Below are 17,161 nucleotides of genomic sequence, written 5' to 3' on the forward strand. Positions count from 1 at the left end.
CCAGGTCACCCTGCAACAGATGAGCGGACGCCCGGTCGCACCGGCATTCGGGCACGCGAAGGGGCGCTAAATCCGGCTCACGCGGTATGCCGGTGGATCTCGCCCTCGTGTCGCGCAGCGCTCCCCGCGCCCGCCCCAGCGCAGGGCGATCATCTCCGAGGCGATGCTCACCGCGGTCTCCTCCGGGGTGCGCGCGCCGAGGTCCAGACCGATGGGGCTGCGCAGCCGCTCCAGCTGCGGATCCGTCACGCCGACCTCGCGCAGCCGGGCCAGCCGGTCCTCGTGGGTGCGGCGCGACCCCATGGCCCCGATGTAGGCGAGCTCGGGCGTGTCCTCGCCGAGCAGGACCTCGAGCAGCGGCACGTCGAACTTCGGGTCGTGGGTGAGCACGCAGGCGACCGTCCGCTCGTCGAGCGCGCCCGCGGCGACCTGCTCCTCGACATACCGGTGCGGCCAGGAGACCACCACCTCCTCGGCCTCCGGGAAGCGGGACGCCGTGGCGAAGACCGGTCGGGCGTCGCAGACGGTGACGCGGTAGCCGAGGAAGGTCCCCACGCGCGCGACGGCGGCGGCGAAGTCGATCGCGCCGAAGACGAGCATCCGCGGGCGGGGGCGTAGGAGGCGACGAAGACGCGCATCCCCTCGCCGCGACGTTCACCGTCCGGGCCGTACTCCAGGGTCGCGGTGCGGCCCTGGGCCAGCATGCCCCGGGCGTCGTCGGACACGGCCGCGTCCGCCCGGTCGCTGCCGAGGCTGCCCGCGGTGTCCCTGCCCTCGGGGCGGACCACCATGCGGCGTCCGACGTGGCTGCCATCGGGATGGGCGACCACGGTGGCCACGGCCACCGGTCGGCCCGCGCCGATGTCGGCGGCCACCTCGCCGAGCCCCGGGAAGTCGTCCTGGGAGACCCGCTCGACGTAGACGTCGAGGATGCCGCCGCAGGTCAGACCTACCCCCATCGCCTCGTCGTCGGAGACGCCGTAGCGCTGGAGCACCGGGGTGCCGTCGGCGATGACCTGCTGGCCCAGCTCGTAGACCGCACCCTCGACGCACCCGCCGGAGACCGACCCGACGGCCTCGCCGTCCTGCCCCACCAGCATCGAGGCCCCCGGCTGGCGCGGCGCGGAGCGCCAGGTGCCCACCACGGTGGCCATCGCGGCGGTCTCCCCCGCCGCCCACCAGCCCTCGAGGCGGTCCAGGACATCGCGCATGGGTCCAATCGTGCCACGGACCCCCGGCGCCGCCCTGACGGTCCCGTGGGAGTCGGGACCCTTCCCGACTCCCACGGGACGCTGCGCGGTGATCGGATGATGCCGTCCGGGAGCGACGACGCAGGTCAGCGCTGGTATACCTGCGCCATGTCGACACCGCGCCGAGCGCGCCGCCTAGCCACCCCGACCTCACTCGCGCTCCTCGTGGCGCTGACGGTGGCACTGATGACCGGCTCCACCGGCCCCGCCGCGGCCTCGCACGACGACTACGGGCCCGGCGAGGTGATCCTGCGCGACGAGCCGGGCTCGCGCGACCGGGTGAGCGTCGTCTTCCCGGAGGACACCCCGCACGAGGACGCCGAGGCCCGGGTCCGCGACGTCGCAGAGGCGAACGGGCTGGAGGTCGCCGACCTCGACGTCGTCGACAACTCCGGCCCGGACACGGTGCGGGTGCAGGTCACCACGCCGGTCGGCACGGCCACCAGCCTGCTGGGCGCGACCGTGCCGGCGAGCATGGCACAGCAGTGGGCAGGACTGTCCGAGAACGGGGAGGTGCACCTGTCGCTGCCCCGGTGGTCCACCGTCGACGGGGACCCGAAACGGCACGACGGCGACGTCGTCATGGGCGGCGAGGCAATCTCCTATCGCCAGGCGTGGTGGATTCCGGTGCTGCCGGCGCTGCTCCTCGTGGTCCTGCCGGTCGTGATCCACCTCCTGCTGCGCGGGTATGCCCGTCGTCAGGTCGCGAGCGAGGAGGAGCGCGACGTGCGGGTGCACCGGCTGCGGGTGGCCACATCCGCGACGCTGCTCGGGGGGGATGCTGCTCCTCGTGGCCGGCTCCCTGCTGGGCGGCCAGGACGGCGTGACCCTGCTGCTCGCCGCGGTCGCCCCGGAGGCGCCGGGATGGCTCGCGATCGCGGTGCGGTTCTCGCTCTTGCTGCTGGCGCTCGTGCTGGTGGTCCTGGCGGTGCTCCTCGCGGTCGTCCCGGCGGACCGGGAGCTACGGCGGACCGAGCAGAGCACCGGCGGCGCCGTGCGGGAGGCGGTGAGGGCCTTCCTCGTCATCGGCGTCCTGGGAGGCGTGGTCGGCGGCATCGGCGGGGCGGTGATGGTGTGGGACACCTGGGCCTACCTCGCCTTCCTGGTGGTCGTGATGGTCGTCGTGGCGGTTCTGGGACCCATGCTCATCAGCCGCATGATGCGCACCCGGGAGTTGCCGGAACCGCACCGGTCCCGGCTGCGCGAGCAGCTCGAGGCGCACGACGTCCGCGTCCGTGACCTGCGGATGATCGACACCCGCGGCGGCAAGGTGGTCAACGCCGCGATCAGCGGTGTGCTGCCGCAGCTGCGCTACGTCTTCGTCACCGACCACGCGCTGGAGGTGCTCAGCGAGGAGGACCTCGAGGCGGTCCTCGCGCACGAGGCGGGGCACGGCAAGGGGCACCACCTGCTCATCAAGGCCGGCGCCGCACTGCTGCCCCTGCTGCTCATCGTCGGCGGCGGCTGGGCCGCACGTGAGCAGCTCGGTCGGCTGCTGGAGACGGTGCCGCTGTGGGGAGTGCTCGCGGCGGTCTGGCTGGTCGTGCCGGTCCTGCTCATCACGGTCCAGGGTGTGGTCGGCATCGCCCTGGAGAAGCGGGCGGACGACTACGCCGCCCGCACCGTGGGCGCCGAGCAGCTCGCCTCGGCGCTCGACGCCCTCGCCGAGGCCAACGTGGCGAAGCGGCGCACGGGCCGGCTGTGGAACCTGTTGCAGCAGCATCCCGGGCTCGAGGGGCGCATCGCGCGCCTGCGATCCGCGCCGCACAGCGAGGAACCCGCCGACGGGTGAGCGGGAGCCGCGCTGCGACCAGAGCGTCCCGTGAAAGTCGTGACCCTTCCCGACTCTCACGGGACGCTCTGACCGGCGGCGGGTCAGGCGCGCGCGATGACGTCCAGCAGCTCCTCGAAGGTCGCCAGCGAGTGGCCGGCGACGAAGTCGTCGACGTGCGGCAGGGCGGCGACGATGCCCGCCTGGACCGGGGCATACCCCGCCTTGCCGCGGTGCGGGTTGGCCCACACCACCCGGTGCGCCAGCGAGCGCAGCCGTCGCATCTGCTCCCCCAGCGCCTCAAGCGCCTGCCGCTCCCACCCGTCGCTGAGCACGACGACGACCGCACCGCGGGCCATCCCCCGTCGCCCCCAGCGCCGCAGGAAGACCTCGACGGCCTCGCCGAGCCGGGTCCCGCCCGACCAGTCCGGCACCGTCTCCCCCGCGGCCAGCAGCGCCCGGTCGGGGTCGCGCTCGCGCAGCGCCCGGGTGACGTGGGTGAGCCGCGTGCCGACGGTGAAGACCTCGGTGCTGGCCGGCGCGGACTGCACGACCGTGTGCGCCAGCCGTAGCAGCGCGTCGGCGTAGGAGCTCATCGAGCCGGAGACGTCCACGAGCAGCACCACGCCGCGTCGCCGGACCGCCTGCTCGCGCCACCGGATCCGGGTGGGCTCGCCGAGGTTGCGCAGGTGCGCGCGCACCGTCGCCCGGCCGTCCACCTCCCCTCGTCGCGACCGGGTATGCCGTCGTCCGCGCCGCGTGGGCGGGCGCGGGCGCAGCGTCGTGAACTGGCGGCGCAGCGCCGCCCGGTCCGCCGGTGACAGCCCGGCCACGTCGCGGTACCGCAGCACCTCCTGCGCGGACGCGAGCGCGTGCAGCATCTCCTGCCCGTCGGCGTCGTCCTCGCCCCGGCCGTCCTCCAGCGGCGACTGCACCGTCGTGGGCCGCGGCGGCTCCTCGCGGCTCACCGCGTCCAGCGGCACCCCGCCGAACCAGCCGCCGAAGACCCGGTCGTAGGCGCCCAGGTCGGCCGGCGAGGCGGTGAGGGTCGCCCGACCGGCCCAGTAGACCCGCGCCTGCTCCCCCAGCCCGACGGCGGCGCAGGCCTGCAGGAAAGTGCGCTCCCGGTCCGCGGTGACCGGGAGCCCGGCGCCCCGGCAGGCCCGGGCGAAGCCAGCGAGCACCTGGCCGGCGCCCCACCCCTCGGGCCGGGTCGAGCCGTCGGCCCCGGCGTCAGGGGCGTCGGCGCTCATCTCGACCCTCGCCCGGTCCGGATGCATCACGGCATACCTCTCAGCCGGCGAGCATCCGGTCGAGCGCGACGCGGACCCGCTCGGCGTCCTCGCGGTACTTCACCGCAGCCCCCATCGTCGCGGCGGCCACCTCGGGGTCGAGCCGGCTGCGCCCGAGCGCGGCCAGGGCGCGCACCCAGTCCAGCGTCTCGGCCACCCCGGGCGGCTTGACCAGGCTCTCGTCGTCCCGGACCTGCTGGACGAGGGTGACGACCTCGCGTGCGAGGGTCTCCTCCACCTGCGGCAGCCGGGCACGGACGATGGCGAGCTCGCGCTCCAGCCCGGGGTGCTCGATCCAGTGGTAGAGGCAGCGGCGCTTGAGCGCGTCGTGCAGCTCGCGGGTGCGGTTGGAGGTGAGCACGACGAAGGGCGGCGTGTCGGCGGCGACGACACCGAGCTCGGGGATGCTCACCGACCACGTCGAGAGCACCTCGAGCAGGAAGGCCTCGAACTCGTCGTCGGCCCGGTCGATCTCGTCGACGAGCAGCACGCACGGCGCCTCCCGCAGCGCCCGGAGCACCGGGCGGGCCTGGAGGAAGCGCTCGTCGAAGAGCTCGGCCTCGAGCTCCTCCACCCGCTGCCCCGCCGTCGCCTCCTGCGCGAGCGCCTCGACCGCGCGCAGGTGCAGGATCTGCCGCGGGAAGTCCCAGTCGTAGAGCGCCTGGCTCGCCTCGATGCCCTCGTAGCACTGCAGCCGGATCAACGGCACGTCCAGCAGCTGCGCGATCGCCTCGGCCAGCGCCGTCTTGCCGGTGCCGGGCTCCCCTTCCAGCAGCAGCGGCCGCTGGAGCGTGTGGGCCAGCCACGTCACCGTGGCGAGCCCGTCGTCCGCGAGGTATGCCGTCTCCGCCAGCGCGGCGCTCAGCGTGTCCGGGCTGGTCAGGGCGTCGGCGTGCATGTGCGCCAGCATTGCGGACGGCTTCCGCGTTGTCCACGGCGGGTGGTTGCGGGCTGGACGCCAGGGCGCTTATTGTATTAGTCAACAGTGACACAGAAGGGAATGGGGACATGTTCTGGTTCGTCCTGGCGATGTGCCTGGGAGTGCCGCTCGTGGGCTACATGACGCGCCGCTCAGACGCGCAGCGCCAGCTGCAGCCCCTGCGCGCCGCCGGATGGGAGCCGGATCACCCGGTGCTCGGGCGCGCGCGGGCAGCACTGGCCCGGCAGCAGATCTTCATGACCACGGGGGCGGGGCTCGGCGCCCTGCTGACGCTCTTCGCCCTGGAGGCCGCTGCCGAGCCGTCGACCTACGGGCTGCTGGGTTTCGGCTTCGTCACCGGAGCCATCCTCGGCAACGTCGCCGGTCATCTGTCTGGTGGCCGGATCGTGCCGGGACGCCGGGTGGCCGAGGCTGCGCCACGCAGGCTCGGCCACTACCTCGGCCGGGCGCACCTGGTCGCCCTCGCCATCTGGGCCGTGGTGTCGGCGGTCTGCGTGCCCTGGTCGCTCCAGCGCGCCGGCTCGGTGCCGGGCGGGGCCGCATGGGTGGTGCCTGCCGCCCTGCTGGTGGGGGCGATCTGGCTGCTGATGGTGGCCGTCATGGCCGAGGCCGTGCTGCGCCGCCCCACCAGCGCTCGAGCCGAGGGCGACCTGGTCTGGCAGGAGTGGCTGCGGGCGCGGGTCCTCAACGACCTCGCCGGGTCCCTCTGGCTCTCCGTCTGCTGCGTCGGCACGGCGCTGTGGGTCGCGCTGCTCGAGGGTTCTGGTGCGGCCATCGCCATGGAGCTCGCGGGGTGGGTCACCGCCCTGGCCGTGCTCGGTCTGTTCGCGTTCTGGTGGGCGCGCACCGGCATACCCGCCGCGGTGCAGGAGGCGGTGGCGTGCTGATCCGGATCGACCCCGACCTCGCCACCCCCGTCTTCGAGCAGATCGTGGACCAGGTGGTCGCCGGGGTGCGCGCCGGCGACCTCGTGCCCGGCGAGAAGCTGCCCCCGGTCCGTCAGCTCGCCGGCGACCTCGGCATCGCGCCCAACACCGTCGCCAAGGCCTACCGCCAGCTCGAGGAGGAGGGGCACATCGAGACGCGCGGCCGCGGCGGCACGCTCGTGCGGGACGAGCTCGCCCCCTCCCTGCCCAGCCGGGGTGAGGCCGAGGACTTCGTGCGCGCCGCGCGGGAGTCCGGTCTCGACCTCTCCCAGGCGATCGGCCTGCTGCGCCGGAGCTGGTGAGCCCCGTGCCCGCGACAACGGCACGATCGGCACTCGCCCTCGGGGCTCTCGTCGCGCTGTGCGGCTGCACCGGAGGTCAGGACCCACCTGCACCGGTAGGGGACGCCGCGGCCGCCTCGACGGCAGGCATGTCGGCCCTCGAGCAGCGGCACCCGGACGTGATCGAGGCCGAGCTCGTCCCTGCCGACGACGGCACCTACGACGTCGAGGTGACGATCTCCTCGCCCTACGACACGCCGCAGCGGTATGCCGACGGCTGGCGGGTCGTGGCGCCGGACGGCACGGTGCTCGGGGAGCACCAGCTGGCGCACGACCACGCCGGTGAGCAGCCCTTCACCCGGACCCAGCGCGGCCTGACCATCCCGGACGAGGTTGGCGAGGTGACGGTCGAGGGCCGGGACCAGCAGTTCGGCTACGGCGGCGGCACGGTCACCACCGACGTGCCCTGAGCGCTCAACCTGCCGAGTGGCCCGGTGGCGCGCCCGGCGACGCGCTGACCGTGCACCGAAGTGGGCCACCCGGAGACGGATCCGAGCCCGTCCCAGAGCCATCCGCTCATGTCGTCTCCTCCGGCTCGTCGACGTCGCGGCCGCCGGCCAGGTCGCCGCACTCGACGAGAGCCGGCCGGGCGCGACGCAGATACGTCCGGGCTCCTGCGTCGCCGCGCGCTCCCCCGAGCACCTGCTCCCAGTGCTCCTGACCGAGCGCGACCGGGTGCCCCGGCGTGCCCTGGTATGCCGCCCGCGCCAGGGTGGAGGGTCGGGTGCCGCCCTGCGCCAGCAGCCGGGCGACGACCTCGGCGCCGACGTCGGGCAGGTCCACGAGGTGCACCACCGCGACGAGCGGCACGGTGCGACCCCGCGCGACGAGGGACATGAGCCCGGCGCGCAGCGACTCCCCCATCCCCTGCTCCCAGGTGCCGCAGAAGGTGGTCGCGACCTGCGGCATACCGGAGGCGTGGCCGAGCACGCGCTCGACCCGACCCGCCTCGGCCCCGGTGACGACGAGCACGTCCCCGCAGCCCCCGTCGAGCAGGACCCGCGCGGAGCGGACCACCCACGCCTCGGTGTCACCCTCGGTCCTCGCCAGGGCCTTGGGCCCGCCGTAGCGGCGTCCGGCCCCGGCGGCGAGAAGCAGACCGGTGACGCGGGCGGCGGGTGCGGGCATGCACGACAGTGTGCCGTGCCGACCGCGGTGAGGTGCTCAGCCCTGGGTGATCGGCAGGCCTGCGTCCTGCGCGTCGCCGAAGCCCGCGTCCACGTGCACCGGCGAGCCGCCCGCGCGCTGGATGAGGCTGGCGGCCACCCCGGCGCGGTAGCCCGAGCCGCAGTGGACCCAGACCGTGCCGGCCGGCACCTCGTCCATCCGGGTGAGCAGCTCGTGCAGCGGCACGTTGACCGCACCCTCGAGGTGCGCGGCGGCGAACTCGTCCTCGCGACGCACGTCGAGCACGGCCTCGTCGTCGGCCCGGTCGCGGAGCAGCTGCTCCCAGCCGACGCGGGGATAGGACGCCGTCGCGGCGTCCGGGGCGAGCTGCGCGGGGTCGGTGCCGAGCGCGGCGTCCGGGGAGTCGATGCCGATGCGGGACAGGTCGCGGATGGCGGCCTCGACCTGCTCCCGGCTACCGGCCAGCGTGATGCGGTCGTTCCACGGCAGCACCCAGCCCAGGAAGGTGGTGAAGCTGGCCCCGTCGCCGTACTCGAAGCTCACCGCGCCCGAGAGGTGCCCGTCGGCGAAGGCGACGCGCTCGCGCAGGTCGACGACCCACTCCCCCTGCTCCAGGCGCCTGGTCAGCTCCTCGGCGTCCAGCGGCTCGGGGACGGCCAGGTCGACCGGCTGCGGGCCCTTGAGGTTGGCCGGACCCATGTGCGCGTAGTAGGTCGGGTAAGCCGTGAGGTTGGCGATGAGCTGCTCGACGAAGTGGGCCTCGTCCTGGTCGGTGAGGGCGTGGTTGTGCTCCCGCTGCTCGGCGATCGTCGAGCTCTCGGCGCCCGTCGCCGGCCCGCTGGAGCAGAACGACCCGAAGCCGTGGGTGGGGTAGAGCGCGGCGTCGTCCTGGGACTCGCCCACGAGCCGCCGCACGGAGGCATACTGCGCGTGCGTGAGCTCGGTCGTCTTGGCCGCCGCGACGAGGTCGGTGCGCCCGACCGAGCCGAAGAGCAGGCTGCCACCGGAGAAGACCGCCTGCTCGCCCTCGTGCGTGACGACGTAGGACAGGTGGGTCTCGGTGTGACCGGGCGTGGCGACCGCCTGCACCTGCAGCCCGCCGACGTCCACGCTCTCGCCGTCGCTGATCGGGGTGCGGTCGAACTGCACCGGGTCGGCAGCGTTGACGAGGTATGCCGCTCCGGTCGCCCGGGCGAGCTCGAGCCCACCGGTGACGTAGTCGTTGTGGATGTGCGTCTCCGCGACGTGGGTGATCCGCACCCCTGCCTGCGCTGCGGCGGCGGTGACGCGGTCGATGTCGCGCTGCGGGTCCACGACCAGGGCCACCTCGCCGTCGTGCACGAGGTAGGACCGGTCGCCCAGGGCTGAGGTGTCGATGACGGTGACGTCCATGAGGGGTGCTCTCTCTCCTTCGGTTTGGCGGCGTACCTAAATGTACGTACTATTGCTGCCCGGTGCAACAGCACCACCCCTGCACATCTTCCCCACCACTCGAGGAGCGAACGTGAGCAACACCCCCGCCAGCACGAGCACGACCGTCGACGCCCAGTGGCTCGCCGAGCGCCGCGCCGCCGGAGCCGACCTGCTCGTCCTGGACGTCCGCACCCCCGCCGAGTTCGAGTCGGCCCACATCGAGGGCTCCTACAACGTGCCGCTGGACACGCTCAAGGAGCACCGCGCCGACATCGCCCGCCACCTGGACACCGACGTCGTGCTCGTCTGCCGGTCCGGCGCGCGGGCCGAGCAGGCCGACGTCACCCTCAGCGCCGCCGGCAGCGACAACCTCCACGTCCTGCGCGGCGGGATGGGCGCCTGGGAGAGCTCGGGCCAGCGGGTCGTCCGCGGCGCCCAGCGCTGGGAGCTGGAGCGCCAGGTCCGGCTCGTCGCCGGCGGCATCGTCCTCTCCAGCATCCTCACCAGCACCGTCGTGCCGGGCGCCAAGTGGCTCGCCGGCGGCATCGGCGCCGGCCTCACCTTCGCCGCGCTGAGCAACACCTGCGCGATGGGGATGCTGCTCTCCAAGCTGCCCTACAACCAGGTCAAGGGGACCGACCCGGCCCAGCTCGTCGCCCAGCTGACCGGACGCTGACCGTGCTCGTCCTCGTCCTCCTCCTCGCCGCGCTCGTCGGGGTCACCCTCGGCCTGCTCGGCGGCGGCGGCTCGATCCTCATGGTGCCGCTGCTCGTGTACGTCGCCGGGATGAACACGAAGGAGGCGATCGCCACCTCGCTGCTCGTCGTCGGCGTGACCAGCGCCGTGGGTGCGGTCTCGCACGCCCGCGCGGGGCGGGTCCAGTGGCCGACCGGGCTCGTCTTCGGCGTGGCGGGGATGGCGGGGGCGTATGCCGGTGGCCGGCTCGCCGCCTACGTGCCGGGCCACTGGCTGCTCGTCGGCTTCGCGGCCATGATGCTCGCCACGGCCTTCGCCATGCTGCGCGGACGCCGCGAGGTGGACCCGCGCAAGGTGCACGACCACCTCCCCGTCCCCCAGGTCGTCCTGGAGGGTCTGGTCGTCGGGCTGGTCACCGGCCTGGTCGGCGCGGGCGGCGGCTTCCTCGTGGTGCCGGCGCTGGCACTCCTGGGCGGCCTGCCGATGCCGGTGGCCGTGGGGACCTCGCTCGTCGTCATCGCGATGAAGTCCGCGGCCGGCCTGGGCGGGTACCTCGCCTCGGTCCACATCGACTGGACCACGGCCGGTCTGGTGACGGCCGCGGCCGTGGTCGGCGCCCTGCTCGGCGGCCCGCTCGCCGGCCGCATCAGGCCCGACCGGCTGCGCACGATGTTCGGGTGGTTCGTCCTGGTCATGGCCGCGTTCATCATCGTCCAGGAGGTCGTCGTCCCGGCCCTGGCACGGTGACCTCTCCTCTGGAACCTCCCGTGGCTACCCTGGATGGAGTGAGACTCGACCGCACCAGCGCCGAGCCCCTCTGGGCCCAGCTGCACGCCGACCTCCTGCGGCGGCTGGAGGCCGGCGAGTTCACCCACGGGTTCCCCGCCGAGGCCGAGCTGCGCGAGGAGTATGCCGTCTCCCGGCATACCGTCCGCGAGGCACTGCGCCGGATCCGTGCCGCCGGCCTGGTCCGCTCCGGGCGCGGACGGCGCAGCGAGGTGCTGGCGACCACGATCGAGCAGCCGCTGGGCACCCTCTACTCGATGTTCGCGGAGGTCGAGTCGCGCGGGATGACGCAGCGCAGCCAGGTGCTCTCCGCCGGTCTCACACGCGAGGGACGGGCCGCGGACGCGCTGGGGCTGGCGCCGGAGAGCGAGCTCTTCGGGCTGGAGCGGCTGCGCCTCGCCGACGACGTGCCGCTGGCGCACGACTGCGTCTGGATGCCGGCGGCGCTCGCGGGGGTGCTCGTCGGCACCGACTTCACCCGGACCGCGCTCTACGGCGAGCTGGAGCGACACGGCATCCCCCGCCCCGACGGCGGCCACGAGCGGATCGCCGCCGCCGTGCTCGACGAGGATTTCGCGGCGCTGCTCGACGTGCCGCCGCCGGCCGCCGGGCTGGTCATCGAGCGCACCGGGACCCTGCAGGGGTCACCCGTCGAGTGCAGACGGACCACGGTGCGGGCGGACCGCTACGCCCTGACCCTTTCCTTCGACGCCGACGGCTTCACCGTCGGACGCTAGAGGCAGGATGTCCCCATGAGCATCGTGGTGGACATCGACGAACTCGCGGACGCGCTCCGGCGGCACCCCACGGCATACCTCCTGCTGTCCGGGGAGGAGCGCCCGCACGTGGGTGAGGTGCTGGTGAGCATGCGCGAGGACGTCCTCGTCGTCGAGCGGCCCGGACGCACCGCGTCGCGCACCGTCCCCGACCGTCCGCACGTCACGCTGCTGCTGCCGCCGGCCGAGGCGGGCGGCTACTCGCTGATCGTCGACGGCGAGGCGGCGCTGGTGGGCGAGGAGCTGCGGATCGAGCCGAGCCACGCGGTCCTGCACCGTCGCCCCCGGGAGGGCTCGCCGCCGTCCGCGACCGGCTGCGGCAACGACTGCCAGCCGCTGCCGTGAGCAGCGAGGAGGTCGTCGGCGGCACCGTGCTCGACGAGGACTGGTATGCCGCCGAGCTCGCCGAGGCGTCCTGGCGCGACTGCGTCTTCCGGGAGGTCGACCTCACCGAGGCGGTGATGACCGGGTGCCGCTTCACCGACTGCACCTTCGACCGGTGCCGGTTCAACGCCTCGGTGCACCGCGGCAGCGCCTTCGTCGCCTGCACCTTCACCGACACCTCGTTCTTCGACGCCACGCTCGAGGGCTGCCGGCTGGACGGGTCCAGCTTCGGCGGCTGCGACCTGCGGCCGCTGACCGTCTCCGGCGGCTCGTGGTGGGGCGTTTCGCTGCGGGGCGCCGACCTGCGCGACCAGGACCTGAGCGGGCTGCGGCTCACCGAGGCCGACCTGACCGAGGCCGACCTGCGCAAGACCACCGTGCGCGGGAGCGACCTATCGGGCGCGCTGCTGCGCGCGGCCCGGCTCGACGGGGCAGACCTCCGGGAGGCGAGCCTCGTCGGTGCCGACCTCACCGACGCCGCCGTGCGCGGCGCGAGGCTCGACCTGGCCGGGGCGCTGGCGCTCGCCGAGTCGCTCGGCGCGGTCGTCGACGCCTGACCCGCCCGGGCGTCGCGACCCGGTGCGGCACCGGCGCGTCGCCGGTAGGGTCGTGCGGTTGTGACCCCCTCGGCTGCTGCTCCGGTCGCGCCTGCCCCGGCGCGCGCCTACCTGCGGCTGCTCGTGGCGGGTTTCCGGCAGCAGAGCGCCTACCTCGCCGCGGCCGTCGGCGGGCTCGTCGCCAACGCCACCTTCGGCTTTCTCAAGGCGGCCATCCTGCTCGCGACCCTCGCCGCCGCGGGCGGCACCCTCGGTGGCTACGACACCGGCACGATGCTGGCCTACGTCTGGCTCAGCCAGGCGATGCTGGGCCTCGTCAACGTCTACGGTCGCGACGTCCTGGCCGAGCGCATCCGGTCGGGCGACATCGCGGTGGACTTCCTGCGCCCGCTCGACCTGCAGCTCGCCGGCCTGGCCACCTTTCTCGGGAGCCGGCTCTTCACGCTGCTCCCGCGCGGCCTGCCCACCCTGACCGTCGGCCTGCTCACGACGGGCATGGCGCTGCCCCGGGGGGTCTGGCCCTACCTCCTCGGGACGCTCAGCGTGCTCCTGGCGATGACGCTGTCCTACCTGTGCGTCTACGCCCTGTCCATGAGCGCGCTGTGGCTGGTCGAGATCCGCGGCCTGCAGGTGGCCTACATGGTCGTGGCCAGCTTCTGCTGCGGGCTCTACATCCCGGTGGGCCTCTTCCCCGGCTGGCTCGAGACGCTCGCCCGGATCACCCCCTTCCCATCGACGCTCATGACGCCGGTCGAGATCCTGTCCGGGTATGCCGCCGGCACGGACGCGCTGCGCCTAGTCGCCGTCCAGGTCCTGTGGATCAGCGTGGTCGCCGCGGGCGGGCACCTCCTCACCCGCGCCGGGCGCCGCCACCTGGAGGTGCAGGTGGCTGACACGGCAGCACTCGTCGCCGACCTGCGGCATACCGGGCGGTCCTGGCCTCCCGCGTCCGCGCGCAACGCTCCTACGCGACGTCCTTCCGGCTGGACCTGCTCGGCGCCGGTCTCATCACCCTCGTCGAGTTCGGTGAGGTGTGGGTGCTCTTCGGTCAGGTCGACGCGATCGGTGGGTTGACGCTCGCCTCGGTGATGCTGGTCTTCGGGCTGGCCGAGATGACGTTCAGCCTCGCGGACCTGCTCGTCGGGCACTGCGACCGGATGCCGACCTACGTGCGCGCCGGGACGGTGGACGTCTTCTACCTCCGTCCGCAGCCGGTGCTGGCCCAGCTGATGACCAGCGATCTCGACCTGCGCCGGATCGCGCGGGTGCTCGGGGGAGGCGTCATCCTCGTCGTCGGTCTCGCGGTGAGCGGGGTGACCTGGACCCCGGAGAAGGTCACCCTGCTCGTGCTGACGATCCCGGCGGCGACCGCGATCTACGCCGCGATCTTCATCGCCGCGGCGGGCCTCCAGTTCTTCCTCGTCAACGGGGCCGAGACCACCAACGCCTTCGTCTACGGCGGGAGGTATGCCGCGAGCCAGCCCGCGTCGGTGTGGCCGCGGTCGCTGGTGCTGGTCTTCGGCCTGATCTTCCCAGTCGTCTTCACCGGCTACCTGCCCGCCCTGGCGCTGCTGGACCTACCGGTGCCCTTCGGTCTGCCCGGCTGGATCGCCTGGCTCGCGCCGGTCGTGGCCGGCTGGACCTGGCTGCTGGCCCTCGGGTGCTGGCGGCTGGGGATGCGGCACTACCAGGGGGCGGGCGGATGAATCCGACCGGTACCGGCGGTCGTCCGGCGGGTGAGGGCGCCGTCGTGCAGGTCAGCGGTCTGACCCGCGACTTCGTGGTCCGCTCCCGCGGTCACCGGATCCGTGGCCGGCGGGTCCGCGCGGTGGACGACCTGAGCTTCACGATCCGGCCCGGTGAGGCCGTGGGCTACATCGGGGCCAACGGCGCGGGCAAGTCGACCACCATCAAGATGCTCGCGGGCATCCTGGTGCCGACCGAGGGCGAGGTGCGCACCTGCGGGCTGGACCCGGTGCGGCAGCGGCGCGCGCTGGCCCGGCAGATCGGGGTCGTCTTCGGGCAGCGCTCCCAGCTGTGGTGGGACCTGCCGGTCGCCGAGTCCTTCCGCATCCTCGCGGCCATCCACCACCTCGACGCCACGACCGAGCGGGTGCGCACCGGCGAGCTGGTCGAGCGCCTCGAGATGGGGGGCTACCTCGACACCCCGGTCCGGCAGCTCTCGCTCGGGCAGCGCATGCGCGCCGAGGTCGCCGCGGCGCTGCTGCACTCCCCTCGGCTCGTCGTCCTCGACGAGCCGACGATCGGGCTCGACGTGCTCTCCAAGCAGCGGCTGCGCGAGTTCCTCATCGAGGAGCGCCGCGAGCACGGCACGACGCTGCTGCTCACCACGCACGACATGGGCGACGTCGAGCGCCTGTGCCCGCGGGTCCTGGTCATCGACGACGGCCGGCTCGCCTACGACGGCACGCTCTCCGGGCTGTCGCGCACCGTCGGCGCCCGCCGGGTGCTCGTCGTGGACCTGGCGCGGCCTGCCGAGCCGCTCACGGGCATACCGTTGACCGAGCACCTGTCCAGCGAGGGGCACGGGCTGCAGCAGCGCCTCGCCTTCGACCCCGAGCGGACCACGGCTGCGGCCGTCCTCGCGGCGGTCTCGCAGCGTGGCGAGGTGCGCGACCTGGCGATCGAGGAGCCCGAGATCGAGGACGTCGTGCGCCGCATCTACGCCTCCCGGCGCTGAGCGAGATCGCCCCTCCGCCGCCCGCAGGGGTCCGACCCCTGCTCCTCGGCGGTCAGCGCCTGGACGGCGGGCCTCGATGACTTCGACCGCCGGTGCGGGTCGGTGCCCGTGGCGCTCATCACCCGGGAGAGCGGCCTGCCGATGGGCGTGCGGCACTGGACCGACGACGCGGACCGTGCCCACCGTCAGCTGCAGGAGGCGGGGGTGCGTTCGCACGAGAAGGTCCTGCGGCTGGAGGGAATGCCGCCGATGTTCACCTTCGACGACTCCGAGGGCAACGCCGTCATCGTGCTGGAGTTCTACCGCGCCGTCCTCGGCCGGGAGCCGGACGCCTCGCTGATGCCCGGTCTGGCGGAGTGGCACGTCGGCGGCGGTGCCCTGCAGGTCACCGTCGACGAGCGACACAGCGGCGGCGGCCTGGTGACGCTCCAGGTCACCGACCTGGGGCCGACGGTCGCTGCGTTGTCAGACCGGGGTGTGGAGGTCCGCGCGCAGGAGGGCGCGCCGGTGGCGGGGTTCGCCTTCCCCGATGACCCCGACGGCAACCTGGTCAGATTGGTGCAGACGGCCCCCTGAACCCACGGAAAAACCCCCGGACCGAGGGCCCGGGGGTTTCCCTGTCCTGAGACAGGACACAGTGTCCGGAGGGGGACTTGAACCCCCACGCCCGTTAAGGGCACTAGCACCTCAAGCTAGCGCGTCTGCCATTCCGCCACCCGGACAAGGGTGTCGCTGCGGCACCCGTGGGAGGTGCGCAACGACCGTCAAGACTAGCACGGTCACGGGGGTGGATCGCGCCACTCCGGTGGGTCGGCCTGGTGCAGCGCGGGGTCGTCCTCGCGGAAGCTGCGCACCGGGCCCGGCGCGGTGCGCGGACCCTCGAAGCGGACCGTCACGACACCCCGGCCGCTCCCCCACACCCAGCCGGTTCCGTGCTCGTCGTGCCGCACGTCCTGGCCGGTCCGCCCCCCGGCAGCATCCGGCCGGCAACGGCCCGCGGCGGCTCCTCCTCGTCCGCGGCGTCGCCTCCCTGCGCCACGACGTCGCGCGCGTCGGAGGCGTCCTCCAGCGCACCCACCGCGTCCGGGAGGGCGACCTCCCCCAGCTCGGGGTATGCCGTCTCCAGCGACAGCTCCTCCTGCGCGTGGGCGGTGAGCCCGGCGACGCCGAGCCCGAGCAGCCGCAGCCCCGACGTCACATCGACCGAGCGCAGCAACCGCCGACCCTCGCGCTCGATCACGCCGGCGTCGCCGGTGGCGAAGGGCAGCGTGCCGGACCGCGTCTGCGTCGTGAAGTCGTGCTGCCGGGCCTTGACGGTGATGGTGCGGGCGAAGACGCCGGTCCGCTCCAGCCGGCCCGCCAACCCCCGCGACATCCGGGCCAGCTCCGACTCGAGGGCGGACCGGTCGGACACGTCGTGCTCGAAGGTCCCCTCGACCGAGATCGACTTCGCCTCCCGCTCCACCACGACCCTGCGGTCGTCCTCGCCGCGGGCGAGCCGGTGCAGGGCGCCACCGTGCGCGGTGCCGAAGATCGAGACCAGGTCCGGTTCGGACATGCGCGCCAGGTCGGCCACCGTGTCGACCCCGAACCCGTGCAGCCGCGAGGCCGTCGCCGGCCCGATCCCCGGGATGGCCCGGACCGACAGCGCGTGCAGCACCTCCAGCTCCTCCCCGGGGCGCACCACCGTCACCCCCGCGGGCTTGTCCATCTCGCTGGCGAGCTTGGCCATCATCTTGGTGGTCGCCAGCCCGACCGAGGCGGTCAGCCCACCGGTCGCCTCCACGATGCCCTCCAGCAGCTCCCGGCACCACGCCTCGACGTCGTCGTCCCAGCCGAGCGGCCCGCCGGGCGGGGTCAGGTCGACGTAGGCCTCGTCCACGGACACCTGCTCGACCAGCGGCGAGCGCTCGCGCAACATCGCCATCACCACCTCGGAGGTGGTGCGGTAGGCGGCGAACCGCCCCGCCAGGAAGGCCGTCCCGGCGGGACAGCGCCGCCGCGCCTCGATGGTGGGCATCGCCGAGCGGGCGCCGTACCGCCGGGCCTCGTAGGACGCGGTCGCGACGACGCCGCGGCCGCCCAGCCCGCCGACGATGACCGGTCGCCCCCGCAGCGAGGGCTTGTCGCGCTGCTCCACCGCCGCGAAGAAGGCATCGAGGTCGAGGTGCATGATGCACTGACGCGCGTCCTGCGGCAT

At 73.8% G+C, this 17,161-nt stretch carries 19 protein-coding genes, 1 tRNA gene and 1 pseudogene; 13 read left to right on the top strand and 8 right to left on the bottom strand.

The annotated features are described in order from the left end of the window. Positions 1 to 66: 66 nt before the first annotated feature. Positions 67 to 1,211, bottom strand: a pseudogene (locus FU792_RS08080) (XdhC family protein). Between the two features lie 189 nt (positions 1,212 to 1,400). Next, positions 1,401 to 1,988 (bottom strand): hypothetical protein, encoded by a 588-nt coding sequence (locus FU792_RS08085; RefSeq protein WP_022923993.1) that lies wholly within the window; start codon positions 1,986 to 1,988, stop codon positions 1,401 to 1,403. A gap of 40 nt (positions 1,989 to 2,028) precedes the next feature. Here FU792_RS08085 and FU792_RS08090 point away from each other — a divergent pair, with 40 nt between their 5' ends. Next, a complete protein-coding gene (locus FU792_RS08090) occupies positions 2,029 to 3,042 on the top strand; it encodes a M48 family metalloprotease (RefSeq protein WP_022923994.1) in 1,014 nt (337 codons plus the stop codon). An 83-nt stretch (positions 3,043 to 3,125) separates the two neighbouring features. Here the strand turns inward: FU792_RS08090 and FU792_RS08095 are convergent, their stop codons facing one another. Next, positions 3,126 to 4,274, bottom strand: a complete 1,149-nt coding sequence (locus tag FU792_RS08095; RefSeq protein ID WP_052327750.1) for a vWA domain-containing protein — start codon at positions 4,272 to 4,274, stop codon at positions 3,126 to 3,128. Between the two features lie 40 nt (positions 4,275 to 4,314). Next, positions 4,315 to 5,211, bottom strand: coding sequence for an AAA family ATPase (locus FU792_RS08100; protein WP_033418567.1), 897 nt, complete (start codon positions 5,209 to 5,211; stop codon positions 4,315 to 4,317). Between the two features lie 110 nt (positions 5,212 to 5,321). On the opposite strand from FU792_RS08100, the gene FU792_RS08105 reads away from it, so the two are divergent. From FU792_RS08105 to FU792_RS08115, 3 genes are all read left to right on the top strand, one after another. Next, a complete protein-coding gene (locus FU792_RS08105) occupies positions 5,322 to 6,140 on the top strand; it encodes a hypothetical protein (RefSeq protein WP_022923997.1) in 819 nt (272 codons plus the stop codon). Continuing rightward, positions 6,134 to 6,481 (top strand): GntR family transcriptional regulator, encoded by a 348-nt coding sequence (locus tag FU792_RS08110; protein ID WP_022923998.1) that lies wholly within the window; start codon positions 6,134 to 6,136, stop codon positions 6,479 to 6,481. Before FU792_RS08105 ends, FU792_RS08110 begins: the two co-directional genes overlap by 7 nt. Positions 6,482 to 6,609: 128 nt before the next feature. After that, on the top strand, positions 6,610 to 6,930 hold the full coding sequence (locus tag FU792_RS08115; protein ID WP_237739983.1) for a hypothetical protein: 321 nt from the start codon (positions 6,610 to 6,612) through the stop codon (positions 6,928 to 6,930). A gap of 106 nt (positions 6,931 to 7,036) precedes the next feature. Here the strand turns inward: FU792_RS08115 and FU792_RS08120 are convergent, their stop codons facing one another. Both FU792_RS08120 and FU792_RS08125 read right to left on the bottom strand, forming a co-directional pair. Next, a complete protein-coding gene (locus tag FU792_RS08120; protein ID WP_022924000.1) occupies positions 7,037 to 7,648 on the bottom strand; it encodes a nucleotidyltransferase family protein in 612 nt (203 codons plus the stop codon). A 36-nt stretch (positions 7,649 to 7,684) separates the two neighbouring features. Beyond that, positions 7,685 to 9,040: an MBL fold metallo-hydrolase gene (locus FU792_RS08125; RefSeq protein ID WP_022924001.1), complete on the bottom strand. Its 1,356-nt coding sequence runs from the start codon at positions 9,038 to 9,040 to the stop codon at positions 7,685 to 7,687. A gap of 112 nt (positions 9,041 to 9,152) precedes the next feature. Here FU792_RS08125 and FU792_RS08130 point away from each other — a divergent pair, with 112 nt between their 5' ends. The 9 genes from FU792_RS08130 (at position 9,153) to FU792_RS08170 (ending at position 15,537) form a co-directional block, all read left to right on the top strand. Continuing rightward, positions 9,153 to 9,737: a rhodanese-like domain-containing protein gene (locus tag FU792_RS08130; RefSeq protein ID WP_022924002.1), complete on the top strand. Its 585-nt coding sequence runs from the start codon at positions 9,153 to 9,155 to the stop codon at positions 9,735 to 9,737. After that, a complete protein-coding gene (locus FU792_RS08135) occupies positions 9,734 to 10,504 on the top strand; it encodes a sulfite exporter TauE/SafE family protein (protein ID WP_202804723.1) in 771 nt (256 codons plus the stop codon). The genes FU792_RS08130 and FU792_RS08135 overlap by 4 nt, the downstream gene beginning before the upstream one ends. 38 nt (positions 10,505 to 10,542) lie before the next feature. Then, a complete protein-coding gene (locus FU792_RS08140) occupies positions 10,543 to 11,280 on the top strand; it encodes a GntR family transcriptional regulator (RefSeq protein WP_022924004.1) in 738 nt (245 codons plus the stop codon). 15 nt (positions 11,281 to 11,295) lie between these two features. Next, positions 11,296 to 11,664, top strand: a complete 369-nt coding sequence (locus FU792_RS08145) for a hypothetical protein (protein WP_022924005.1) — start codon at positions 11,296 to 11,298, stop codon at positions 11,662 to 11,664. Further along, positions 11,661 to 12,260, top strand: coding sequence for a pentapeptide repeat-containing protein (locus tag FU792_RS08150; RefSeq protein ID WP_022924006.1), 600 nt, complete (start codon positions 11,661 to 11,663; stop codon positions 12,258 to 12,260). Before FU792_RS08145 ends, FU792_RS08150 begins: the two co-directional genes overlap by 4 nt. Positions 12,261 to 12,320: 60 nt before the next feature. Continuing rightward, positions 12,321 to 13,334 (top strand): ABC transporter permease, encoded by a 1,014-nt coding sequence (locus FU792_RS08155; protein ID WP_238705958.1) that lies wholly within the window; start codon positions 12,321 to 12,323, stop codon positions 13,332 to 13,334. Further along, positions 13,292 to 13,966, top strand: coding sequence for an ABC transporter permease (locus FU792_RS08160; RefSeq protein ID WP_238705959.1), 675 nt, complete (start codon positions 13,292 to 13,294; stop codon positions 13,964 to 13,966). Before FU792_RS08155 ends, FU792_RS08160 begins: the two co-directional genes overlap by 43 nt. Continuing rightward, on the top strand, positions 13,963 to 14,961 hold the full coding sequence (locus tag FU792_RS08165; RefSeq protein WP_022924009.1) for an ABC transporter ATP-binding protein: 999 nt from the start codon (positions 13,963 to 13,965) through the stop codon (positions 14,959 to 14,961). The genes FU792_RS08160 and FU792_RS08165 overlap by 4 nt, the downstream gene beginning before the upstream one ends. Positions 14,962 to 15,069: 108 nt before the next feature. Continuing rightward, on the top strand, positions 15,070 to 15,537 hold the full coding sequence (locus tag FU792_RS08170) for a VOC family protein (RefSeq protein WP_052327736.1): 468 nt from the start codon (positions 15,070 to 15,072) through the stop codon (positions 15,535 to 15,537). A 62-nt stretch (positions 15,538 to 15,599) separates the two neighbouring features. Here FU792_RS08170 and FU792_RS08175 read toward each other — a convergent pair. Both FU792_RS08175 and FU792_RS08180 read right to left on the bottom strand, forming a co-directional pair. Continuing rightward, a tRNA-Leu gene (locus FU792_RS08175) sits at positions 15,600 to 15,683 on the bottom strand. 170 nt (positions 15,684 to 15,853) lie between these two features. After that, entirely contained in the window at positions 15,854 to 17,161 is a 1,308-nt protein-coding gene (locus FU792_RS08180) for a DNA polymerase IV (protein ID WP_238705960.1), read from the bottom strand.

The sequence above is a fragment of the Serinicoccus marinus DSM 15273 genome (assembly GCF_008386315.1).
In the GTDB taxonomy this organism is placed as follows: Bacteria; Actinomycetota; Actinomycetes; order Actinomycetales; family Dermatophilaceae; genus Ornithinicoccus; species Ornithinicoccus marinus.